Raw genomic sequence first — 23,065 nt, 5'->3', positions numbered from 1 at the left:
GCGTGGCGCTTGTCCTTCGGGCAGGGGCGAAGCGGCGGCGCCGCATCCACGCTAGGCTCGCCTCCATGACCAGCCCTGTTGCCTTCGCCGCCACCGCCATCCTCCTCGCCGACCCGGCACGCGCCGCGATGCTGCAGGCCCTGCTCTCGGGCGAGGCGCTGACGGCGGGCGAGCTGGCCCGCGTCGCCGGCATCGGCGCCCCGGCGGCCAGCGCCCATCTCGCCCGGCTGGCGGAGGGCGGGCTGATCGCCGTCCACCCACAGGGCCGGCACCGCTACCATCGCCTCGCCTCGGAGGAGGTGGCGGCCATGCTGGAGACGCTGGGCGGCCTCAGCGAGGCCGTCTCCCCTGCCCGCCGCTGGCCGCATGGCGAGGCCTTCCGCAGCGCGCGCCTCTGCTACGACCACCTGGCCGGCCGGCTCGGCGTCGCCCTGCATGCCGGCCTCACCGGGCGGGGCTGGATCGCGCCGGTGGCCGGGGGGTGGGTGGCGACGGCGAGGGGGGAGGCGGGGCTCGCGGCGCTCGGCGTCGATCTCGTCGCGGCGCGGCAGGCGCGCCGATTCGCCTGTGACTGCATGGACTGGTCGGAGCGGCGGGCGCATCTGGCGGGCGGGCTGGGGCGGGAGATCGCCGCCTGCTGCCTCCGCCGCCACTGGCTCGCCCGCATCCCGGCCGAGCGGGAGGGCGACCCGCTGGCCCGGCGCCGCTTGCGGATGACGCCGGAGGGGGCTCGCCAACTTGGCGAGGCACTGGGCATCGCGGCATGAGCGCCTCGGCCCGCCTGCTGCTGGCCCTGACGCTGATGACCAGCGCCAGCCAGTTCCACCGCGCCGCGCTCGGCGTGATCGGGCCGGAACTGGCGAGTGACCTCGGCGCCGGGCCGGGCCTGCTTGGCGCCGCCAATGGTGCCTTCTTCCTCGCCCTGCTGGTGCTGCAGATCCCGGTCGGCCTGGCGCTCGACCGCATCGGGCCACGGCGGACGGTCGCCGCGCTGAGCCTCCCGGCGGCGGCTGGCGCCCTGGCCCAGGCCCTGGCGCCGGATGCCGGGCTGTTCCTGGCCGGCCGCTTCCTGCTCGGCCTGGGGTGCGCCGCCTCCTTCATGGCGAGCGTGGTGCTCTGCGCCCGCTGGCATGCGGGGGAGGGGCTGACCACCGCCCTGGCGCGTGTCTTCGCCTTCAGCCAGATCGGCATCCTGCTGGCGGGGGCGCCCTTCGCCTGGGTGGCGGCCGGAATCGGCTGGCGCGGCGCCTATGCTCTCTCGGCCGTGCTCACCCTCGGGCTCGCGGCCCTGTGGTGGGCCTGGGTGCGCGATGACCCGCCGGACCGCCCGGCCCCGCACCGCCCGCCCGAGACGCTGGCCGGCGCGCTGCGTGGCCAGCTGACCGTCTGGCGGACGCCGGGGCTGCTGCCGGTGCTGGCGATGCATCTCGTCGGTTATGCGGCGATGGCGACGGTGCTGGCGGTCTGGGCCGGCCCCTATCTGTCGGAGGTGCACGGGCTGGCGCCGGGGCCGCGCGGCATGGTGCTCGGGGCCATGGGTCTCGCGCTGGTGCTCGGCCTGCTCGGCGTCGGGCCGCTGGAGCGGCGGCTGAACACCCGGAAGTGGCTGGTGGCCGGCATGGCGGGCGGGGCAGTGCTGGTGCTGCTGGCCCTCGCCTTCTGGCCGCGCGCCCCCCTGCCGCTGGCGGTGGGGTTGCTGGTGCTGCTCTGCCTGCTGAGCTGCTACCCGGTCGTGGTGGTGGCACAGGGCCGCTCGCTTTTCCCGGACCATCTGGTGGGGCGCGGGGCGACGACGGTGAACCTGGCGCAGACCCTGGGCAGCGCTGCCCTGCCGGCTCTGACAGGCTGGGCCGTGGCTGCGGCCCCGGCGGGCATGGCCTGGCCCATCGCCTTCGCCACCCTCGCCGCCGCCCTGGCGCTTGGTCTGGTTGGCTATCTGATGGGGCGGGACGCCCCGCCGCGCCGCCCAGGGTAACCGGGCGGCGCGGGGTTCAGCGGATCAGCGGCGCCACCAGCCGCGGCGCTTCGGGGCCGCCTCGTCGAGCGCATCGACGCTGACCGGCTGGATGATCGGCCCCTGGACCACCGCCGGCTCGGGCACTGGCTCGGGGGTGGGAGCAGGCTCTGGCATGGCAGCGGCCTCCGGCTCCGGAGCAGGCACTGCCTCGGCCGGGGCAGGTTCCAGGATGGCCTCGGCCGGTGTGGCCTCGGCCAATGCGGCGTCCCCGGGCGTGGTTTCAGCCGGTGTGGCTTCGCCTGGCATGGTCTCGACCGGTGTGGCCTCGACCAGTGTTGCCTCGACTGGCGTCGTCTCGGCCGGCGCGGTCTCGACCGGGGTGGTCTCGGCTGGCGCTACCTCTGCTGGCGCTGCCTCGGCCGCTGGCCCGGCCGGCGCGGCCTCCGTCACCGCCTCGCCGAATGGCGCTTCGGGGGCCGGTTCGGCCGGTGCCGCGATGCGGGCCGAGCGGCGAGCGGCGGCCGCCGCTTCGGCCGCGGCCTCGGCCGCTTCCATCGCCGCCATGATGTCATCGACATGGCCGGCGAAGGGGTCGGCCGGGGTCGGGCCGGTATAGCGGGGGGCCGGGGCGGCCTCGCCCTCCTCCGGCGTGGCCTCCTCGCCCTGCCCGGCGGTCCCGGGACGGCTGCCACGGCGGCCACGGCGGCGGCGGCGCGGGCCGTCGCGGCCGGCATCACCCTCGGTATCCGCCTGGCGCTCGGCCTCGGCGGATTCCTCGGCTGTGGCGGCCGGTGCCGGCTGCGGCTCGGCTTCGGGCGTCGGGGCAGCTTCTGCCTGCTCCTCCTCACCCTCGCCTTCCTCCTCGGTGTCGCCCTCGGCCTGACCATTGGCCTGGGCGCCCTCACCGCGCTGGTTGCTGCCCCGGCGCCGGCGGCGCCGGCGGCGGCGATCGCCCTGGCGCTCGCTTTCGGCCCGCTCGGCCTCGCTGGCTTCGGCGGGTGCCGGCGCCTCGGCCTCCTCGGCTTCAGGCTCCGGCTCCGGCTCGGCCTCGGGGGCGTAGTCCATCCGCAGTGCGGCCGGCGGCGCCTCCGGAATGCGGCCCGGTTCGGCGGCGCGCAGCCGCTCCAGCCGGAAGGCCGGCGGCATCAGGGTGTCATCCGGCTCGAAGACGACCGACATGCCGAAGCGCTGCTCGATCGCCTGAAGCTTCTCGCGCTTGCGGTTCAGCAGGTAGAAGGCGACCTGGGCGGCGACATGGACGCAGATCTCGGCGGAACGGCGGCGCGCCGCCTCCTCCTCGATGCCGCGCAGCACCTGCAGCGCGCTGCTCTCCAGGCTGCGGACCTGGCCGCGGCCCTGGCAGTGCGGGCAGGTGACGAAGGTGGTCTCGGTCAGGCTCGGCCGCAGCCGCTGGCGGGACATCTCCAGCAGGCCGAAATGGCTGATGCGCCCGACCTGGATGCGGGCGCGGTCATGCTTCAGCGCCTCCTTGATCCGGCGCTCCACCATGGCGTCGTGCTTGGCCGACTCCATGTCGATGAAGTCGATGACGATCAGGCCGGCGAGGTCGCGCAGGCGCAGCTGGCGGGCAATCTCGTCCGCCGCCTCAAGGTTGGTCCGCAGCGCCGTGTCCTCGATATGCCGCTCGCGCGTGGAGCGGCCGGAGTTCACGTCGATGGCGACCAGCGCCTCGGTCTGGTTGATGACCAGGTAGCCGCCGGAGCGGAGCTGGACCATCGGCGAATGCATCGCATCCAGCTGGGCCTCCACCTGATGGCGGGCAAAGAGGCCACCATCATGGAAGAGCTGGATCTTCTTGGCATGCTGCGGCATCAGCATGCGCATGAACTCGCGGGCCTCCTGGAAGGCGTCCTCGCCATCCACCAGGATCTCCTCGACGTCGCGCGCATAGACGTCGCGGATCGAGCGCTTGATGAGGTCGGCTTCCTCGTAGATCAACGCAGGCGCCGTCGAGGCCATGGTGCGGTCGCGGATGTTGTCCCACAGCCGCAGCAGGTATTCGCAGTCGCGCCGGATCTCGGGCTTCGGCCGCTGCGCGCCGGCGGTGCGGACGATGAGGCTCATGCCCCCCGGCAGGCCGAGATCGTCGATCACCTCGCGCAGGCGCTTACGATCGGTGACGGAGGTGATCTTGCGGGAGACGCCGCCGCCGCGCGGGCTGTTCGGCATCAGCACGGAGAAGCGGCCGGCGAGCGAGATATAAGTGGTCAGCGCCGCGCCCTTCGTGCCGCGCTCCTCCTTCACCACCTGCACCAGCATGATCTGCCGGCGGCGGATCACCTCCTGGATCTTGTAGTGGCGGAGGAAGCGGGGCGGGATGCGGCGCTCCCGCGAGACCTCCTCGGGGCCCTCGCCGCCGATGGTCTCGGGCGCCGGGGCATCCTCCTCCTCGTCACCGCCGCGGTCATCTTCGCCGCGCTCATCCTCGCCATTCGGCTGCAGCGCCTCGGGCGCATGGCCATTGGCGAGAGGTTGGGCGAGCTCGGGTTGGTCGCCCTCACCCGGAGAGGCGGCCACGGAGGCGCTGTCGGGCGCCGTCTCGGCGGCGTCCGGTGCGGCCTCGAAGCGGGCCTCGGCCGCGATCTCGATGGGGCCGGCGGAGATGGGCTCGGCCGGGGCTTCCCCGAAGGGTGCCTCGGTGGCGGGCCCGGCCTCGGACGCCTCCGTGGCGGCCGGCATGGCTTCGGCCGCGCTGGCGTCAGCCTCGGCTGGAGGGGGCTCGGCTGGAGAGGGCTCGGCCTCCGGCGCCACGGCTTCGGCCGGCACTTCCTCAGCGGCGGCGGCTTCCAGGGCGTCGGCGAGGGCGGCCTCGCGCTCCTCCGATTCCTCCTCCTCGCGCGCCTCGGCGGCCTGCATCTCGAGCAGGCGCTGCCGGTCGGCGACGGGGATCTGGTAGTAGTCGGGGTGGATCTCGCTGAAGGCGAGGAAGCCGTGGCGGTTGCCGCCATACTCCACGAAGGCGGCCTGAAGGCTGGGCTCCACCCGGACCACCTTGGCCAGGTAGATATTGCCCTTGAGAGGCAGGCGGCTCGCGGCCTCGAGGTCGAACTCCTCGAGCCGGTTGCCGTCCAGCACCACCACGCGGGTCTCTTCCGCGTGGGATGCGTCGATCAGCATGCGCTTGGTCATCGAAGCAGTGGCTCCGCGCCGCGCGGCACCAGAGTGCGGCGCGGCGGATCGGGGTGGCGTGACCCGAAATCGGAAGGGGGCGCGACGCGGCCCGGTGTGGCGAAGCACGGGGCCGCACGCAGGCGGCCACTCCCTCCGGTCCACCGGGCTTCTGTATTGATGACCTGCATCCTCCCGCTGATCGCCGCCTGGGGCGGCCAATCGCGGGGGCAGGGCACGCGCGTCATGCGCCCATCCATCCTCCTCCGGCGGGGGCCGGGCCCGGACTGCCGCCGCGCCGGGTACGGCGCAAGGCGTCGGCCCGGGGTGGCACCCCAGGGTTCGCGCCCCCAGGGCCAGCCACGCAGGGCGCGGCTGGGGCGACGTCGGTCACGCTTGCACCAGGGACGCCCCGAAGGGATGGAAAGGGCGCCAAGGGTCCGCACGCGACACGTCCCGCATGGCGACGAAGGCGGCGTCCCGGGCAGCCCACCGACGCCATGCCCCGGGGCGAAGCCCAAGGACCTGTCAGGGGACCGTGGCGGGTGGCGGACCGGCGAAACGCGGAGGCGGCTACCGCCCCCCATGCCGGACACTGCCGCGTACCGCACCGCAGGCCCGGCGGACCGCTGGGTCCATGGCCTGTCGGCACGAAAGCGCCGTAATCCTCCGCCGGCAGCGGGCGCCGCCGGGGCAAGGCACCATAGGGGAGGGGTTTGTCTTCCACAAGGCTGACGCGCCACGGTTGCAGGCCGCCAGTCGGCATCCCGTGCCGACATCGCCCCCAATTTGGTCACATCCCCGCCTGACGATGCGGCAATGCCTGGCGATGCGGCTTCACCCATCGCCGGGTCGAGGATAGAATGCGGCCGCAACGCTGGGGGGCGTGGCACGGATGATCGAGGGGGATGGCCAATTCCGGCCGGGGCGTCGCGGGTTGATCGCGGCTGCGGCCGGCCTGCTGCTGCCGGGGCTGGCCGAGGCGGCGGCGCCGCAGGCTCGGCTCAGCGCGGCGCGTGGCGAGACGCGGCTGCTGCTGCCGATCGCCCCCGGCACCGCCTGGCGCGTCACCGCCACCGCCAACCCGGCCCGCTTGGTGATCGAGCTGCCTAACCAGTCCTGGCGCGGGCCGGACCGGCTGGCCGGCGCCGGCATCGTCACCGAGGCGCGGCGCGAAGGCAGCGGCGGCACCCAGACCCTGATCCTGCACCTCGCCGGCCCCATCGCCGCGCCGCGCGTCGCCGCGACGCGGGACCGGCTGACCATCGCGCTGCGGCCCGGCCCGGCGGCGGCTTTCGCCCGGCTGGCCCAGGGCCGGCCGCTGGCCAGCGCCGCCCTGCCAGCCCGCGGCTCGCTGCCCCTGGTCATGATCGACCCCGGCCATGGCGGGCGGGACCCGGGGACGATCGGCAGCCAGGGCACGCATGAGAAGCGCATCACCCTCGCCTCGGCACTGGAGCTGAAGCGGCAGCTGGAGGCCGGCGGCCGTTGCCGCGTGGCACTCACCCGGGGGCGGGACGTCTTCATCCCGCTCGGCAACCGGGTGGAGATGGCGCGGCGACGCGAGGCGGCGCTGTTCCTCTCGCTCCATGCCGACAGCGCACCGGGTGCCCGCGGCGCCAGCGTCTACACCCTCTCCGAGACCGCCTCGGACAGCCTGGCCGCCCGCCTCGCCCAGCGGGAGAACCAGGCGGATCGCAATGGCGGGCTGCGGCTGCCGAGCGTCTCGCCCGAGGTCGGCCGCATCCTGCTCAGCCTGATCCGCCAGGAGACCCGGGCCGGCTCGGAGCGCATGGCGCGGCTGGTGGTCGATTCTCTCGAGGATCAGGTGCCGCTGCTGCCGAACACCCATCGGCGCGCCGGCTTCGTGGTGCTGAAGGCCCCCGACGTGCCGGCGGCGCTGGTGGAGATGGGCTTCCTGTCCCATCCGCAGGACGAGGCGGCGCTGAACCGCGCCAGCCACCGCGCCAAGCTGGCCGGGGCGCTGGCCGAGGCGGTGCATGGATTCCTCGGCGCTCCGGGCGCCGTCGTGGCCTCGGCCGGCTGATCCCGGCCGGGCCGCCGGCGAAGGGGCCGGGCGGCGCCCGCGCAGTTGTTCGTGGTGCCGGTGCGCCATGCGCCTATATCAGGGCCGTCCGCGTGGCCGCCTGCCCCGGGACGCTGTATTGGGACCGCCATGTCGCCGCCTGACTACCGCCCCGAGCCCACCCTCGAGATCGCGCCGCCCCCGCCCCCGCCACGGGACCCGCCGCCGAAGCAGAAGCCGCGCCGGCGGCGCGTGCCTTTCCGCGGGGTCTTCGGCGGGCTGCTGATGCTGCTGGCCGTCGGCGCCGCGGGGGGCGCCGTGGTCGCCTATGGCCTCTATCGCCAGGTGGCGGCGGACCTGCCCGACTACCGCTGGCTTGCCGACTACCAGCCGCCGCAGATGTCACGCATCTATGCCGCCGACAGCCGGCTGCTGGCCGAGCTGGCGGCGGAGCGCCGGGTCTTCGTGCCGATCGAGGCGATCCCCCGCCAGATCCAGGCAGCCTTCGTCAGCGCCGAGGACCAGCGCTTCTGGGAGCATCATGGCGTCGACCCCATCGGCATCCTGCGGGCGACGCTGACAGCTGTTGAGAATTACGGCAGCGGCCGGCGGCTCGGCGGCGCCTCCACCATCACCCAGCAGGTGGCGAAGAACATGCTGGTCGGCGCCGACCGCACGCTGACCCGCAAGCTGCGCGAGGCGATCCTCGCCATCCGCATCGAGGAGACGCTGCCGAAGGACCGCATCCTCGAGCTGTACCTGAACGAGATCTTCCTCGGCTACCAGGCCTATGGCGTGGCCGCGGCGGCGCAGGCCTATTTCAACAAGGGGCTCGACGAGCTGACCCTCGGCGAAAGCGCCTTCCTCGCCGTGCTGCCGAAAGGGCCGAACAACTACAACCCCATGCGCTTCCCCGAGGCAGCACGCGCCCGGCGCGACTGGGTGCTGGACCGGATGGCGGAGGACAAGGCCATCACCCCGGCCGAGGCGGCGACGGCCAAGGCCGAGCCCCTCATCCCCCGCCCGCTGCGCCGGCCCGAGGTGCTGCCGGTCGGGCAGTACTTCACGGAGGATGTGCGGCGCGAGCTGACGACGCGCTTCGGGCCGGAGCAGACGACGATGGGCGGCCTCGTCGTGCGCACCAGTATCGATCCGGCCTTGCAGGCATCGACCGAAGCGGCGCTGCGCACCGGGCTGACGAGCTATGACCGGCGGCGCGGCGGCTGGCGCGGGCCGGTGGCGAAGATCTCCGCCGCCGCCACGGAATGGCTGCCGGCGCTGGAGGCGACGCAGCGCCCGGGTGGCGCCATGCCGGAGTGGAAGCTCGCCGTTGCGCTCGAGGTGCGGGACCGCGAGGCGCGGCTCGGCTGGATCGAGCGGCCGGACCCGCGCGGCCCGGCGCAACCCCGGACCGGCACCCTGCCGCTGGAGGAGGCCGGCTGGGCCCGGCGCGCGCTGGGCGACGGGCGGCTCGGCGCCACGCCGCGGCGGATGCAGGATGTGCTGGCGGCGGGCGATGTGGTGCTGGTGGAGGCGCTGCCGGCCCAGGCCGCCCAGGGCCGCGCCCCCGCCCGGCCGGAGCGGCTGGCGCTGCGGCAGATCCCGCAGGTGGAGGGTGCCATCGTCGCGCTCGACCCCGGCACGGGCCGCGTGCTCGCCATGGCCGGCGGCTGGTCCTTCGAGAAGAGCCAGTTCAACCGCGCCACCCAGGCGCAGCGGCAGCCCGGCTCCTCCTTCAAGCCCTTCGTCTACCTCCCGGCGCTGGAGGCGGGCATCCCGCCGAACCAGCGCTTCCTCGACGCGCCGATCGAGATCAACACGCCGCAGGGCATCTGGCGCCCGGGCAACTACGGCGATGGCGTCACCAACAGCTACGTCTCCATCCGCACCGCGCTCGAGAAGTCGCTCAACCTCGTCACCATCCGGGTGGCGCAGGATGTCGGCATCGACAAGGTGGCGGAGACGGCGGCGCGCTTCGGCGTCATCCCCAACATGCCGCGCTACCTGGCGATGTCGCTCGGCTCGGGCGAGACGACGGTGCTGCGCATGGCCGCCGGCTATGCCGCCTTCGCCAATGGCGGGCGCGAGGTGACGCCGACGCTGATCGACAGCGTGCAGGACCAGCGCGGCCGGGTGATCTGGCGCAGCGACAACCGCGCCTGCGAAGGCTGCGCCGCGACCGGGCCGGGATCGGGCCCCGGCGCCGGGCCGCCCGAGCTGGTGGACAGCCGCCGCCAGATCACCGACCCGATCGCCGCCTACCAGATGGTCAACCTGCTGACCGGCGTGGTGACGCGCGGCACCGGCACCGCGGCGGGCAAGGGGCTGAACCGGCCGATCGCCGGCAAGACCGGCACGACCAATGACTATGTCGACAACTGGTTCGTTGGCTTCACGCCCGACATCGTCATCGCCGTCTGGCTGGGCTTCGACGAGCCGCGCTCGCTCGGCAATGGCGAGACCGGCGGCAGCAACGCGGCGCCGATCTTCCATGACGTGCTGGAGGCGGCGCTGCGCGGCAGCCCGGCCGTGCCCTTCCGCGCCCCGCCCGGCGTCGCCCTGGTGCGGGTCCAGGCGGATAATGGCCAGGCCATCATGGAGGCCTTCCGGCCCGGCACGGAGAATGCCGCCCGGCCACCCGAGGAGGATCCGTCGCGGGGGACGGCGGTCGGGCTCGATCGGGGGCTGGGTGGGTTGTACTGAGCCGGGCTGGGGAGGGTGCTGCCCGCCTCTCAGGTATTGGATCGATCCGGCGACACGCTGGAGCGGCTTCCGTGAGCCAGTGCGAACGGAACCCGCTCCAGCCGCGGCCCGTCCGGCGCAGCGCCATCTTGTGCCCGGTAGGCGCCTCGGTCAGGGGCGCAGGATCCCCTGCTTCCCGAGCTCGGAGACTGCGCCTGCGTCGAGGCCCAGGATGTCACGCAGCACTGCCCCCGTGTGCTGCCCGAGCCGAGGCGCCGGCGCGGGTGGCGGCGCGGCGCTGAGGGCAAAGGAGAGCGGCACCCGCGGCGCGAGCAGGCTGCCGATGCCCGGCTGCTCGATCTCGCCGAAGATGGGGTTGGCGGGTGAGCAGCGCAGGTCCTCCCGCACGAGCTGCCCGAAATCCTGGTAGGGGCCCCAGAGCACGCCGCTATTGGCGAAGGCGGCCGCCACCTGCTCCAGGCTGCGGGCGGCGAACCAGGGCTCGAGCAGGGCGGCGATGGCCCTGGTCGCCTGGAAGCGTCCGCCCTCGGTCTCGATATCGACGCCCATCAGGGGGCCGATGGCGGCCAGCTTGTCGGCCAGCCCCGTCGCCTTGCCGATGGCGCGCCACTGCCGGTTGGAGATGGCGGCGAGCATCACCGAGCGCCCATCCGCGGTGGCGAAGTCCCGCCCGAAGGCGCCGTAGAGTTCATTGCCCATCGGCGGCCTTACCGCGCCATTGACCTGCACATCCGCGACATAGCCGAGATTGGCCACCGTCGCGGCCATCACGTCCGACAGGGCCAGCGTCACCTCCTGCCCCTTGCCGGTGCGGGCGCGGACGCGTTCCGCGGAGAGCAGGCCCAGTCCCAGGTAGAGGCCAGCCGCCACATCCCAGGCCGGCAGCACATGGTTCACCGGCCGCGTATCCGCACCGGTGGCGACCGGAAAGCCGCTGGCGCAGTTCACCGTATAGTCGACGGCGGCCGAGCCATCCGGATTGCCGGTCAGCCGCAGCATGATGAGGTCGGGCCGATGCTCGGCGAGCGCGGCATAGCTCATCCAGCCGCGGGACGCTGGCAGGTTGGTCAGCAGGATGCCGGCCTCGGCGCCCGGGGCGCAGATCAGGTCGCGGACCAGCGCCTGGCCCTCCGGCCTGTCGAGGGCGAGGGCGACGGAGCGCTTTCCCTTGTTGAGGCTGGTCCAGTAGAGGCTCTGCCCATCGGGCGCGAGTGGCCAGCGGTTGTAGTCGATATTGCCGCCGAGCGGGTCGATGCGGATCACCTCGGCGCCGAGCTGCGCCAGGGTCATGCCGCCGATCGGCGCGGCGATGAAGGCGGAGACCTCGACGATGCGAAGGCCGGCGAGCGGTGCGTCCATCAGTTCCGCCCCTCCAGCAGGCCGCGCGCGATGACGCCCGCCTGGATCTCGGCCGCGCCCTCGAAGATGTTCAGGATGCGCGCATCCACCAGCACGCGGCTAACGGCGTATTCCTCGGCGTAGCCGTTGCCGCCATGGATCTGCACGGCGGCATCGGCATTGCTCCAGGCGATCCGCGCCGCCAGCAGCTTCGCCATGCCGGCCTCGATGTCGCAACGCCCGCCCTGGTCCTTGCGGCGGGCTGCGGCCAGGGTCAGCTCGCGGGCGATGACGTTCTCGACGAGCATCATCGCCAGCTTGCCGTGGACACGGGGGAAGGCGAAGAGCGGCTTGCCGAATTGCGTCCTCTCCCGCGCATAGCGCAGGGCAAGGTCATAGGCGTTCCAGGCGACGCCGACGGCACGCGCGGCGGTCTGGATGCGGGCCGCCTCGAAGGTTGCCATCAGCTGCCGGAAGCCCTGGCCGGTGACGCCGCCCAGCAGCCGGTCCTCCGGCACCATGAAGCCGTCGAAGGCGATCTCGTATTCCTTCATGCCGCGATAGCCGAGCACCTTGATCTCGGCCCCCGTCATGCCCGCGGCGGGGAAGGGGTCTTCCTCCGTCCCGCGCGGCTTGCCGGCCAGCAGGATGGAGAGGCCGCGATGACCCTCCTCCGGCGCCCCGGTGCGGACCAGCACCGTCATCAGGTCGGCGCGGGCGGCATGGGTGATCCAGGTCTTGCCGCCGGTGACCCGGTAGACGCCATCCTCCGGCACCGCGCGCGTGCGGACCGAGGCCAGGTCGGAGCCGGTGTTCGGCTCGGTGAAGACGGCGGTCGGGATGATGGCGCCGCTGGCGATCCCGGGCAGGAAGGCGGCCTTCTGCGCCTCGGTGCCGTTCTGCGCGATGAGCTCGGCCGCGATCTCGGAGCGGGTGGCGAGCGAGCCGACGGCCAGCGAGGCGCGCGACAGCTCCTCCGTCACCACGCACATGGCGACCTTGCCGAGGCCCTGGCCGCCGCGCTCCTCGGGGATGGTGATGCCGAAGACGCCGAGCTCCGCCATGCTGGCGAGCAGCGACATCGGGATCAGCGCGTCCTCGCGGTGGATACGGGCGGCCTCCGGCGCGACCGCCTCGGCAGCGAAGCGGCGGAACTGGTCGCGGATCATGTCCAGCATGTCGTCGCCCAGCGCCTCATGCGGCTCGTCGCCGCGGCCGATCGCCGCCGCGATCTCCGCCCGCAATCCGGACTGCGACACCCGCCGCAGCGCCTGCACCGCCGGCGCCTCGAGGAAGCGGGCGAGATCGGCCTCCGGCAGGCCGAGCTCCTCGAGCCGGACGATCTCGTTCTGCGACATGGCGATGCCGCCGGCGACCTGCGCCAGGTACTCGCTGAACCCGGCCTCCAGAACCAGGCGCTCGAGCGGCGACAGCACGCCCCCGGCCTCGAGCCGCCGCGCCCGCGCCAGCAGGGCGCCGAGCGCCGTCGCATAGGTCGCCAGCCAGGCATAGCCATGCGCGGCCAGCTGCTCGCGCTCCAGCGCCGCGCCATCGGCGCGCCCGTTGCGCAGCAGCCGGGCGGCGAGCGCCGCCTTCGCCGCCGATTGCAGCCCTTCGAGTGAATCGAGGGCCGTGGCACAGCGGTCCAGCAGCGCCTGGGTCGGGGGATTGCCCTGCATCGGCATGACCTTATCGGGCCGGAGAGGGGCCGGTGAGCGCGGCCTCGATCAGTCTCGCCTGGTCCGCCATGTGCTGCTTCTCCGTGCCGAGTGCGGGTGAAGGGTTGGCCGGGCGGCCGATACAGGCGGGCCAGGGCGCGCTGCAGCCGCTGGCACGCATCACCGCCTCGATCCGCCGGTCGACGAAGTCCCACGCGCCCATGTTCCGTGGTTCCTCCTGGCACCAGAGGATCTCCGCCCCGGGCGCCATGCGGAATATCGCCGCGAGCTCCCGGGCCGGGAACGGATAGAGCTGCTCCAGCCGCACCAGGCCGACATCGGCGAGGTTCCGCTCCTGCCGCGCCGCTTCCAGCTCCCAGTACAGCTTGCCGCTGCACAGCACCAGACGGCGATGCTGGCCGGGTTGCGGCCCGATCACCGGGCGGAAGGCGGTGCCAGGGCCGAATTCCGCGAGGCCCGAGACGGCGAAGCGGTGCCGCAGCAGCGACTTCGGCGTGAAGACGACCAGCGGCCGCCGCCGGCCCTTCGCCTGACGGCGCAGCAGGTGGAAGTAGCTGGCCGGCGTGCTCGCATTGGCGACCATGATGTTGCCGGCGGCGCAGAGCTGGAGGAAGCGCTCGATCCGGCCCGAGGAATGCTCGGCCCCCTGGCCTTCGAGGCCATGTGGCAGCAGCGTCACCAGCGAGGATTGCTGCAGCCACTTGTCCTCGCCACTGGCGATGAACTGGTCGAAGACCGGCTGCGCGACATTGGCGAAATCGCCGAATTGCGCCTCCCACAGCACCAGGGTCCCGGGCGCCTCGAGCGAATAGCCGTATTCGAAGCCGAGGGTGGCGTATTCCGAAAGCGGGCTGCCGAAGACGGTGCAGGCCGCGCTCCCAGAGGGCAGGTTGGCGAAGATGCTCGCCCCGGCGCCGCTACTCGCGTCATGGACGGCGAAATGCCGCTGCGAGAAGGCGCCGCGCGGCGTGTCCTGGCCGCTGAAGCGGATGGCGGTGCCCTCCGAGGCCAGGCTGGCGAGCGCCAACCCCTCGGCGAAGGCCCAGGCGACCTCCCGCTTTCTGGCCAGCATCTCCAGGCGTTCGGCGAAAACCCGCTCGACCTTGGGGTTGAGCCCGATGCCGGGCGGCGCGGTCGAGATCGCGGTGCCGAGGGCCTGCAGCAGCGGAAGGTCGATGCCGGTCGGGATCTCGGGGCCGGCGGTCTCCTCGGCGAAGCGCTCCGGGCTCGCCGCCCAGGCATCCTCCGGCATGGCGTTCAGCCGATAGGACTGAGCCGCTTCATAGGCGTCGCTCATCTCCTGCTGCACCGCCGCGGTGATCGACTGTTCCTCGGCCGCCGTCACGGCGCCCTCGGCCGCGAGCCGGTCGAGATAGAGGCGCCGCGTGGTGGGATGGCCGGCGATGCGCGCCGCCATGAGCGGCTGGGTGAAGCTCGGCTCGTCCATCTCGTTATGGCCGCGGCGCCGGTAGCAGACGAGGTCGATGATGGCGTCCTGCCCGAAGCGCTGCCGGTATTCGGCGGCAAGCTGGCCGACCCGGATCACCGCATCGACATCGTCGCCATTCACATGGAAGACCGGGCTGCCGACGGCCCGCGCGAGATCGGAGCAATAGGCCGAGCTGCGGCCATCGGCCGGGTCGGTGGTGAAGCCGACCTGGTTGTTGACGATGACGTGGATCGTGCCGCCGACCGAGTAGTGCCGCAGCGCGCTGAGCTGGGCGACCTCGGCGACGATGCCCTGGCCGGCGAAGGCCGCGTCGGTATGCACGACAAGGCCGAGCGCCTCGCGCCAGCCCGCCCCGCCCCGCGCCTCCTGCATGGCGCGGAGCCGGCCGGCGGCGACGCCATCCACGGTCTCCAGATGCGAAGGGTTGGCGGTGTAGTCGATGCTGACCGTGACGCCGCCGACCTGCTGCTCGCCCCGGAAGCCCTGGTGGTAGGCGACATCGCCCGAGGCCCGGACGCCCTCCGGCACCGGCGACAGGCCCTTCACCTCGGCGAAGATCGCGTGCAGCGGCTTGCCGACCACATTGGCGAGCTGGTTGAGCCGCGCCCGCGAGGTCCCGCCCATGACGACGCTTCGCACCCCAAGCGCCGCGCCGCGCGCAAGCACCGCCCAGAGCGCGCAGATGAGGGATTCGCAGCCCTCGGCACCGAAGCGCTTCTTGCCGACGAAGCGGCGGTGCATGAAGGCTTCCAGCTCGTCCGCGCGGATGAGCTGCCGGGCAGCGTCGCGCCGCGCCTCCCGCCCGGGCATGGCGGGCCCGGCCTCGATCGCGCGGCGCAGCCATTCGCGGGCCACCGGGTCGCGGACCTGCATGTATTCGAAGCCGATCGTGCCGCAATAGATCCGGTCGAGCCGCTCCAGGATCTGCGGCACGGTGCCCTGCTTCAGCCCCAGCGTCCCGGCGAGGGCCGGGGCGACCTGCTGATCGGCCAGGCGGAGCAGCTCGCGGTCCAGTTGCAGGTCGGCATCGAGCTTCGGCTCGGCGAGACCCAGCGGGTCCAGCCGCGCATTCTGGTGCCCGCGCCAGCGATAGCCCTCGATCACCCGGCCCAGCACCAGGGCGGTGCGGTAGGGGTCCATAACCTCCGGGTCGGGGCGCGCGCCGGCAGCAAGTTCGGCGCCCTCCAGCCCCTCGAAGACCGCCCCGAAGCTGTTATCCAGCGCCGACGGATCGGTGGCGTACTGGCGGTAGATATCGGCGACCATCCGGCCGCCGGCAGATGAGATGCTCATCGGTTCGAAGCCATGCCTCTGCTTATAGCGGCCGAAGCCGCCCTCCCGGCCCCGTTCATGCGCCCTTGGCCTGCCGTCCGGAAGTGCTGCCCCGCTGATGGCTGCCATCAACGGATCTGGCCCCTTCCTTTGCGCTTTCCCGGCCGCCGGTCCATCTATTCCGCAGCATCGCAACCGGGCGCCGATGGACCTTCGCCAGATCCGCTATTTCGTCACGCTGTTCAACGAGGGCAGCGTCACCAAGGCGGCCAAGCGGCTAGGGGTCGTGCAACCCGCGCTCAGCATGCAGATCCGCAAGCTCGAGGAGGAATTCCACACCCAGCTCTTCCAGCGGACCGCGCGTGGCGTCGAGCCCACGGCGGGGGCACGCGAGTTCCACAAGCATTGCCTGGCAATCCTTGCCGGCGTCGAGGGCGCGGGCCAGGCGCTGCGCGAGGCGGGAACCCTGGTGACCGGCCATGTCACGCTCGGGCTCATGCCCTCCCTCGCAGCCGGCACGATGGCCCCGGCCCTTCTGGCCTATGCGCGGGACTACCCCGCCGTCCGTGTCACGGTCATCGAGGCCTATAGCGATGATCTGCTGGAGCGGCTGCAGGCCGGCAGCCTTGACCTTGCCATCGTCAATGGCGGGCCGAGCCTGCCGGTGCCGGCGATACCGCTCTCCATGGACCGGCTGGCCCTGGTCACCAGGGTGGAAGCGGGCGAGCCGCGGCTGCCGCCCCAGGTCACGGCGGCGGAATTGGGCGGCTTTCGCCTCGTGCTGCCCTCGTCCCGGCAGGGGATGCGCCGGCTGCTCGACCAGAGGCTGGGCGAGGCCGGCCTCGCCCTTCAGCCCGATTTCGAGATCGACTCTCTCAACATGACGCTCGACCTGGTCAGCCGCAGCGCCTACGCGACCATCCTGCCCGAACTGGCAGTGCGGAAGGCGGTGGAGGCGGGCATCGTGCATTGCCGGCTCATCATTGATCCGCTGATCCAGCGCGAGGTGGTGGCCGCCTCTCACCGCCACCGGCCCCCCGGCCTCGCGGTCCGCCTTCTCGTCCACGCGCTCAAGGCCGAGATGGTGGAGGGCTAAGCACGCTGAGCGGCAAGAAAAATCTCTCCGCCGAGGACGCCCGGCGCATGACGCGGAGCAGGAGCCGCTAATCGGTCCAAAAAACGGGGGTGCCCTGTTGGAGCCATGACCTCACCTGAGCCCGACTTTGGCCACTTCAGTGGAAGGAGAAGCGACGCGTTTGATCCAGACGATCGGCGCCGTTCATCGCCCACGCTCGCCGCACCGGCAGCAACGACACTGCACCAGCGCGGAAACTCGTTTCGGGCTCGAGGCCGTGGGGCTGTCCCGGCTTGGCCATGGACATTACCGAAGGCATTGTGGTCCTTGCCTGCGACGGCGCTGGCTACTTGAATGATGCCGGGCTGGCAGCGATGGCCGCATGACCGCGGCCTGAGCCGGCCTGGATCCATCTCTACCGAAAACGACCTGACGGAAACCCTCAGCCGACCATCCAAGGAGGATCGATCCTCATGCCCGACATGATGCCCGCCCCGGCCAATCGGACCTTCGACGCGCTCATCATCGGCGCCGGCTTCTCCGGCCTGTATCAGCTGCTGTGCCTGCGGGACCGGCTGGGGTTGAATGTCCAGGTGCTGGAAGCGGGCGATGGCGTGGGTGGCACCTGGTACTGGAACCGCTATCCAGGGGCACGCTGCGATTCCGAAAGTCATTCCTACAACTATACCTTCTCGAAGGAGCTGTTCGAGGAGTGGGAGTGGTCCGAGCGCTATCCGGAACAGCCGGAGATCATGCGCTACCTGAACCATGTCGCCGACCGCTTCGACCTGAAGCGCGACATCCGCTTCGGCACCCGCGTCGTGGGCGCGTGCTATGACGATGCGGCGAAATCCTGGGAGGTGACGACCGAAGCCGGCGAGACGCTGACAGCGCAGTTCCTCATCACCGCCGTGGGCTGCCTCTCGACCGCGAACGTGCCGGCGATTCCCGGTCTTCCTGATTTCGCAGGCCGTTGGTACCACACCGGGCAATGGCCGCATGACGGCGTGGATTTCAAGGGGAAGCGCGTCGGCCTTGTTGGCACCGGCTCCACCGGAATCCAGGCGACGCCGGTCATCGCCGAGGCGGCGGCGCATCTCACCGTATTCCAGCGCACGCCGAATTACAGCGTGCCGGCACACAACGCGCCGCTGACACCGGAATTCAAGCAGTGGGTGAAGAGCAACCACGCCAAGCTTCGCGGCATCATGCAGGGAACCCCCAACGGCCACCCCTTCGTCATCGAGGACCGTTCAGTCTGGGACGTGACCGCCGAGCAGCGCCAGGCAATCTATGAGGCGGCCTGGGCCAAGGGCGGCCTGCAATTCCGTGCCGCCTTCCGTGACCTCCTCATCGACAAGGAGGCGAACGACACCGCGGCGGAGTTCCTGAAGAACAAGATCCGCGAGATCGTGAAGGACCCGGCGACCGCGGAGTTGCTGGCTGACATCGACCATCCCTATGCCGCCAAGCGCCCGCCCATCGACAGCGACTATTTCGCAACCTTCAACCGCCCCAACGTCACGCTTGTCGATGTACGCCGTGCGCCGATCGAGCGCATCACGCCCTCCGGCATCCGCACCGGGAAGGCGGAGTACCCACTCGACATCATCGTCTTCGCCACCGGCTTCGACGCCATGACCGGCCCGCTGCTCAGGATGAACATCAAGGGCCGGGACGGCCGGGCCTTGGCCGAGGCCTGGGAGGCCGGGCCGCGCAACTACCTGGGCTTGCAGGTGGCAGGCTTCCCGAATCTCTTCACCATCACCGGGCCCGGCAGCCCTTCCGTGCTCTGCAACATGCCGGTCGCCATCGAGCAGCACGTCGAATGGATCACCGATTGCATCGCCCATCTGCGCGCCGAAGGCCTGGCACGGATAGAGCCGACGGAGGCCGCGATGGATGACTGGGTCACGCAAGTCAACGATGCCGCGCGTTCCACCCTGCTGCCGCAGGCGCATCACTCCTGGTATCTCGGTGCCAATGTGCCAGGCAAGCCGCGCGTCTTCATGCCCTATGCCGGTGGCATGGCACGCTACCGTTCCATCTGCGATGAGGTCGCCGCAACGGGCTATCCGGGCTTCGTGCGAAGCGCATGAGCCCGCAACGGGAGGCGTAAAGCTGCAAGGCCGCCTCGCCTCCCGGTCGTCCCACCCTTCATTCCCCTCGCTTATGCCCGAGTGGCATGGTCAGGTCGTAGATCAACCCGCCGGGTTCCCAGGCCGCGCGCACCGTGCCGCCGAGCTGGTCCCGAATGGTGGCCTCGATCACCCGGGAGCCGAACCCGCGGCGCTCCGGCTGCCCGGCGACCGGTGGCCCACCGGCCTCACTCCACCGCAGCCACAGCGTTCCCCTGTCGGTCTCCCCCGCGATGCGCCACGACACGGAGATCCGCCCTCCCGGTGCCGAGAGCGCTCCGTGTTTGATGGCGTTCGTGGCAAGCTCATGCAGGGCAATCGACAGCGCCTGCGCCGAGGTGGGCGGGAGCAGTATATCGGGGCCGTGCAGCTCGGCCCGCTGGCCGCCTCCAGCGCTCGTCTCCGTGACCGAGAGGAAGGCCGCCAATTCGCTCTCGAGCAGGACGCGCAGCCTGGCACCGGTCCAGCGTCCCGCCGCAAGCAGCGTATGCGCTCGGGCAAGCGCCATCACCCGGCCCTCGACGGCCTTGGCATAGGCCTCCGTGTCGCCCTTCGGCGTCAGCCGCAGCGCTGCCTGCACCACGGCCAGCACGTTCTTCGCCCGGTGGTCCACCTCCCGTACCAGCAGGGCCTGGCGCTCCTCCGCCGCCCGGCGCTCCGTCACGTCCTGAACGATCGCCACGGTTCGCACGATGCGCCCCGCGTCGTCGCATACGGGAGCCGAGGTCAGCTCGGTCCATCGGACCGAGCCGTCGGGCCGCACGTAGCGCTTGGCCACCTCGTGCCCGGGCGCTTCGCCCCGGCACACACGCTGGAACTCCTCGAGGTCCTCGGCCCGGTCGTCGGGATGCACGAAGTCGGAGAATGGCCGGCCCACGATCTCCTCCACTGGCCGGCCGACGAGCCGTGCATAGGCGGCGTTGACCCGGAGCAGACAGCCCGTGGCGCAGTCCACCTCCGACATCGGCACGGAGGCTTGCTCGAACGCCGCCCGGAACTCGGCCTCGCTCTCGCGCAGCGCTGCCTCGGCGGCCTTCCGGGCGGTGATGTCGATATGCGCGCCGTAGGTCACGTCCCGCCCGCCGAGCACGACGCCCTGCGCCCGGACCAGCACGTCGCGGATTTCGCCGGACTTGGTCCGGTGCCGCGCCTCGACCTCCTGCGTGCCAGGCCGGATGGCATGCATCCTGCCCCGGACCCGGATGGCCTCAGAGTCTCCGAGCGCGTCGATGTCGGCAATCGAGAGGCGGAGGAGCTCCTCGCGCGTGTAGCCGTACTCGGCGCAGACGCGGCCGTTGACGTCGAGGATGCGGTGCGTTGCAGGGTCGATGACGATAACGCCGAAGGGCGCGGCCTCGAAGAGCGTGCGTTGGCGGAGCTCTGCCTCGCGCAGCGCCAGCTCCATCTCCTTGCGCTCCGTGATGTCGTGAACGGCCCCGGAGACGCGCCAGACCGGCATCCGGTCCTCGCCCCTGCTGGCCTCGACCTTGCCGCGCGTCTGCAGCCAAAGCCCGGACCTGATCCGGAACTCGAGACGGAACTCCCCGCCCGCGGCGGTCAGCCGGCGTGCCTCGGCGACCAGCGCAGGGCGATCCTCCGGGTGCATCACGGCCAGCACGTGGCGGAGACTGAGAAGTGCACCGGGCGACAGTCCGAGGATCTGGCGCAGCCTGCCGCCCCGGGGGGCCACGCCGACGACCGTTCGGCCTCGGCCGGCAATCTCGAAGGCGACGACCCCGGCGGCCTCCTGGGCACGGCGCAGCCGCTCCTCGGCGGCCCGCGCCGCCTCGGCACGCACCGCCGCCTCGCGGGACAGGCGCGACTGGAGGCGCAACTCCAACTCGTCAGTCGCCATCGCCGCCAAATTGCGAAGCCCGCGCGTCTCCGTCCCTGACAGCCCCTCGGGGCGCGGCTCGGAGGACAATACGCTCACGGTCCCGAGCACCTCCCCGCCCGGACCGACAAGCGGTGCGCCAGCGTAAAAGCGGAGGCAGGGGTCCCCGGCGACCAGCGGGTTGGAAGCGAAGCGTGGATCAGCTTTCAGGTCGGGCACGACCAGCACCTCGTCCGGCCCGCCCCGGATGGTATGGTCGCAGAAGGCCAGTTCGCGCGGCACCTCGCGCAGGTCTGTGCCGATGCGGGCCTTGAACCACTGGCGGGTCTCGTCGATGAGCGAAACCATCGCCATTGGCGTCCCGAGGAGGTCGCAGGCAAGCATTGCCAGCCGGTCGAAGGCCGCCTCCGCCGGCGTGTCAAGGATCGCGTAGCGCCGTAGCATCGACAGCCGCGCCGCCTCGGCCTCAGCCGCATCGATCGGGCGGCCGTCACTCCCTGTAGGCGGACGACGGTTGGTGCCGTCTGTTGTGGGCGCGTTCATCCTGCCTCCCGGGAGATGCCTGCACAGGGCGGCAAACACTCGTTCATGGGTGCTCCGCCGCTCCGGCTCGTCTCTCATGGCAGAGCGTCGTCAGTGACAGAGCTGTTGCGGCATATGTATCACTGAGGAGCATCAGAAGACCCGCACTAGGTGGCCCGCTGCGGCAAGGAGCGACGCCGCGCCTGGGCCCGCGAATTGCGCCGTGCGGACGGGCTCGCGTAGCGCCACCAACGGCCGCCGGGTGGCAGGCAGTGCAGCATCGCCTGCGTAGCCGGTGGTCGAGGTCGCAGGCATCCCGGGTCCACAGGCCCGCGCCACTCGGGGCAGGGCGCCTCCGTCAAGTGCAGGCATGGTCAAGTCCCGGATTGGTAACGACACTGTCGAATTCCGTGCCGCTGCCGAGGAGGCAAGCGCGGCTTCGCCATCCGATCATCCTGCCGCCCCATACCCGGCTTCCACGAGCCTCGTCGCCATCAGCTTACCCATGGCCGGCCCGATGGCAGCCCAAGCCCTATCCGACAGCCAGAACAAGCGTGCCATCCAAACCCGTTCAGGAGGCGAAACCGTAAGTATTGCCAATCAAGATGTATGGGTTCTTACCGAAAGCATTTTTCGTTCGTGGCAGCTCACGGAACCCATCCTAGCTGGCTGATTGATGGTGCAGATTGCCCCGATCAGGTGATCCCGCCCGATCGGGGTTCGCTCTAGCTTCGGGCAAAAGGCGGCGGCGCCGAGGGCGCGAGGTCGGCGATGACGGTGCGGAACACCGCACGGTAGTCGCTGGCGACGCGGAGGTCGACGCCCTCGTCCAGCGCCTCCGGCGCGAGGCCCGGCCATTCGCCGAAATGCCGGCCGAGGCCGAAGCGCCCGCCAAAGGCGAGGATCACCCCGGCCCGGCCGTGATCCGTGCCGCTGCTGCGGTTGGAGCGGAGGCGGCGGCCGAATTCGCTGGCCACCAGCACCGTCCAGCGCCGCGGCAGCCCGGCCATGTCGGCATCGAAGGCGCCGAGGCCGCGGGCCAGCACCCGCATCCGGTCGGCGAAGCGGCCGGGCTGACCCTCATGCGTGTCCCAGCCACCAAGATCGACCGTGGCGGCGACCAGTGCGGGGTTGAGCTTCGCCGTCTGCGCCATGACGGCCAGCGCCCGGCCGAATTCGCGACCGGGCCCGTAATCCACCCCGACGGCGGGCGCATAGGGCAGCGGACGGCCCTCCGCATTGCGCGGCAGCAGCCGGTCGATGCTGCGGAGCCCGCCCAGCGCATCCCGCCCCGCCTCCGCCACCGGGCCCTGGCCACGGCGGTAGAGGGCTTCCAGCATGGCATCGCCGAAGGCGCTGCCGGGCGGTGCCAGCCCATCACCCAGTCCGGCGACGGCAAGCCCGTGCCGGGCGCCGCGCAATTCGGGGGCGAGACCGCCCTGGGCGGAGATGGCGGCGATGGCGGCATCGGGCGGCGCCGCACCGGCGGCCCAGGCGGCCAGCCATCCGGTGCTGCCGCCCGCCTCGGCCCGCAGGCCCTGGCCGAGGCCCATCATCGCCTGGGCCTCGAAATGGCTGCGCGTTGCCTGGGGCACGCCGGCCGCCGGCCAGATCGCCATGCGGCCATCCTGCCAGATCTCGGCCAGCGGCCCGGCCTCCCGGTGCAGGCGGAAGTCAGCGGCCGGGGAGGCATCCAGGCGATGTCCCGCCTGGGGGCCGGTGGCGAGGCTGCGCAGGTTCTCCGCCCGCAGATCGACGAAATGGGCGCTATCCGCCGGCGAGAGCGCATGCAGCCCGTCCATCCCGCCACGGAGATTGACCAGCACGAGCAACGGCGCACCCGGCTGCTCGGCGAAGGCGAGGCTGCGCAGGCCGGGCAGCAGGGCAGCGCCAAGGCCGGCGCGGAGCAGATGGCGGCGGCCGAGCAGGATGGGCATGGCCT

At 71.9% G+C, this 23,065-nt stretch carries 12 protein-coding genes; 6 read left to right on the top strand and 6 right to left on the bottom strand.

Translation table 11 applies throughout. The features are described 5' to 3' along the window. Positions 1-65 precede the first annotated feature (65 nt). Together BLR02_RS12345 and BLR02_RS12340 are read left to right on the top strand one after the other, a co-directional pair. Positions 66-767 carry an ArsR/SmtB family transcription factor gene (locus tag BLR02_RS12345; RefSeq protein WP_090663410.1) on the top strand — a complete coding sequence of 234 codons (702 nt, stop codon included), beginning with the start codon at positions 66-68 and terminating at the stop codon, positions 765-767. Further along, positions 764-1,975, top strand: coding sequence for an MFS transporter (locus BLR02_RS12340; protein ID WP_090663409.1), 1,212 nt, complete (start codon positions 764-766; stop codon positions 1,973-1,975). The genes BLR02_RS12345 and BLR02_RS12340 overlap by 4 nt, the downstream gene beginning before the upstream one ends. Before the next feature lie 24 nt (positions 1,976-1,999). Here BLR02_RS12340 and BLR02_RS12335 read toward each other — a convergent pair whose 3' ends face one another. Then, a complete protein-coding gene (locus BLR02_RS12335; RefSeq protein WP_090663408.1) occupies positions 2,000-5,107 on the bottom strand; it encodes a ribonuclease E/G in 3,108 nt (1,035 codons plus the stop codon). An 874-nt stretch (positions 5,108-5,981) separates the two neighbouring features. Between BLR02_RS12335 and BLR02_RS12330 the strand changes: the two genes are divergently transcribed. Beyond that, positions 5,982-7,133, top strand: a complete 1,152-nt coding sequence (locus BLR02_RS12330) for an N-acetylmuramoyl-L-alanine amidase family protein (RefSeq protein WP_090663407.1) — start codon at positions 5,982-5,984, stop codon at positions 7,131-7,133. Between the two features lie 129 nt (positions 7,134-7,262). After that, positions 7,263-9,815 carry a penicillin-binding protein 1A gene (locus BLR02_RS12325; protein WP_090663406.1) on the top strand — a complete coding sequence of 851 codons (2,553 nt, stop codon included), beginning with the start codon at positions 7,263-7,265 and terminating at the stop codon, positions 9,813-9,815. A 150-nt stretch (positions 9,816-9,965) separates the two neighbouring features. On the opposite strand, the gene BLR02_RS12320 is transcribed toward BLR02_RS12325, so the two are convergent. From BLR02_RS12320 to BLR02_RS12310, 3 genes are read right to left on the bottom strand one after another with little or no spacing between them, the layout of a single operon-like run. Next, the gene (locus BLR02_RS12320; protein ID WP_090563923.1) at positions 9,966-11,174 is read right to left on the bottom strand and encodes a CoA transferase; all 1,209 of its coding nucleotides are present in this window, start codon (positions 11,172-11,174) and stop codon (positions 9,966-9,968) included. After that, positions 11,174-12,832: an acyl-CoA dehydrogenase family protein gene (locus BLR02_RS12315; RefSeq protein WP_090564142.1), complete on the bottom strand. Its 1,659-nt coding sequence runs from the start codon at positions 12,830-12,832 to the stop codon at positions 11,174-11,176. The genes BLR02_RS12320 and BLR02_RS12315 overlap by 1 nt, the downstream gene beginning before the upstream one ends. A gap of 10 nt (positions 12,833-12,842) precedes the next feature. Then, positions 12,843-15,575: a 2-oxoglutarate dehydrogenase E1 component gene (locus BLR02_RS12310; protein ID WP_176849540.1), complete on the bottom strand. Its 2,733-nt coding sequence runs from the start codon at positions 15,573-15,575 to the stop codon at positions 12,843-12,845. 184 nt (positions 15,576-15,759) lie between these two features. Between BLR02_RS12310 and BLR02_RS28590 the strand changes: the two genes are divergently transcribed. Then, positions 15,760-16,650 (top strand): LysR family transcriptional regulator, encoded by an 891-nt coding sequence (locus BLR02_RS28590; RefSeq protein WP_176849539.1) that lies wholly within the window; start codon positions 15,760-15,762, stop codon positions 16,648-16,650. Between the two features lie 452 nt (positions 16,651-17,102). After that, positions 17,103-18,728: a flavin-containing monooxygenase gene (locus BLR02_RS12295; protein WP_245704750.1), complete on the top strand. Its 1,626-nt coding sequence runs from the start codon at positions 17,103-17,105 to the stop codon at positions 18,726-18,728. A 58-nt stretch (positions 18,729-18,786) separates the two neighbouring features. Here the strand turns inward: BLR02_RS12295 and BLR02_RS12290 are convergent, their stop codons facing one another. Both BLR02_RS12290 and BLR02_RS12285 read right to left on the bottom strand, forming a co-directional pair. Further along, complete coding sequence (locus BLR02_RS12290; RefSeq protein WP_176849538.1) at positions 18,787-21,144, bottom strand: PAS domain S-box protein; 2,358 nt, start codon at positions 21,142-21,144, stop codon at positions 18,787-18,789. Positions 21,145-21,848: 704 nt separating this feature from the next. Then, positions 21,849-23,060, bottom strand: a complete 1,212-nt coding sequence (locus BLR02_RS12285; protein WP_090663402.1) for a DUF1501 domain-containing protein — start codon at positions 23,058-23,060, stop codon at positions 21,849-21,851. Positions 23,061-23,065: the final 5 nt, after the last annotated feature.

It is taken from the genome of Belnapia rosea, assembly GCF_900101615.1.
Classification (GTDB): Bacteria; Pseudomonadota; Alphaproteobacteria; order Acetobacterales; family Acetobacteraceae; genus Belnapia; species Belnapia rosea.
This window is presented reverse-complemented; position numbering and strand designations above follow the sequence as displayed.

What these genes read in the sequence shown, in the direction of transcription:
- BLR02_RS12335 (WP_090663408.1), bottom strand. Translation starts at nt 5,107, where the DNA reads ATGACCAAGCGCATGCTGATCGACGCATCCCACGCGGAAGAGACCCGC.
- BLR02_RS12325 (WP_090663406.1), top strand. Translation starts at nt 7,263, where the DNA reads ATGTCGCCGCCTGACTACCGCCCCGAGCCCACCCTCGAGATCGCGCCG.
- BLR02_RS12320 (WP_090563923.1), bottom strand. Translation starts at nt 11,174, where the DNA reads ATGGACGCACCGCTCGCCGGCCTTCGCATCGTCGAGGTCTCCGCCTTC.
- BLR02_RS12290 (WP_176849538.1), bottom strand. Translation starts at nt 21,144, where the DNA reads ATGAACGCGCCCACAACAGACGGCACCAACCGTCGTCCGCCTACAGGG.
- BLR02_RS12295 (WP_245704750.1), top strand. Translation starts at nt 17,103, where the DNA reads ATGCCCGACATGATGCCCGCCCCGGCCAATCGGACCTTCGACGCGCTC.
- BLR02_RS12345 (WP_090663410.1), top strand. Translation starts at nt 66, where the DNA reads ATGACCAGCCCTGTTGCCTTCGCCGCCACCGCCATCCTCCTCGCCGAC.
- BLR02_RS12330 (WP_090663407.1), top strand. Translation starts at nt 5,982, where the DNA reads ATGATCGAGGGGGATGGCCAATTCCGGCCGGGGCGTCGCGGGTTGATC.
- BLR02_RS12340 (WP_090663409.1), top strand. Translation starts at nt 764, where the DNA reads ATGAGCGCCTCGGCCCGCCTGCTGCTGGCCCTGACGCTGATGACCAGC.
- BLR02_RS12310 (WP_176849540.1), bottom strand. Translation starts at nt 15,575, where the DNA reads ATGAGCATCTCATCTGCCGGCGGCCGGATGGTCGCCGATATCTACCGC.
- BLR02_RS12315 (WP_090564142.1), bottom strand. Translation starts at nt 12,832, where the DNA reads ATGCAGGGCAATCCCCCGACCCAGGCGCTGCTGGACCGCTGTGCCACG.
- BLR02_RS28590 (WP_176849539.1), top strand. Translation starts at nt 15,760, where the DNA reads ATGGACCTTCGCCAGATCCGCTATTTCGTCACGCTGTTCAACGAGGGC.
- BLR02_RS12285 (WP_090663402.1), bottom strand. Translation starts at nt 23,060, where the DNA reads ATGCCCATCCTGCTCGGCCGCCGCCATCTGCTCCGCGCCGGCCTTGGC.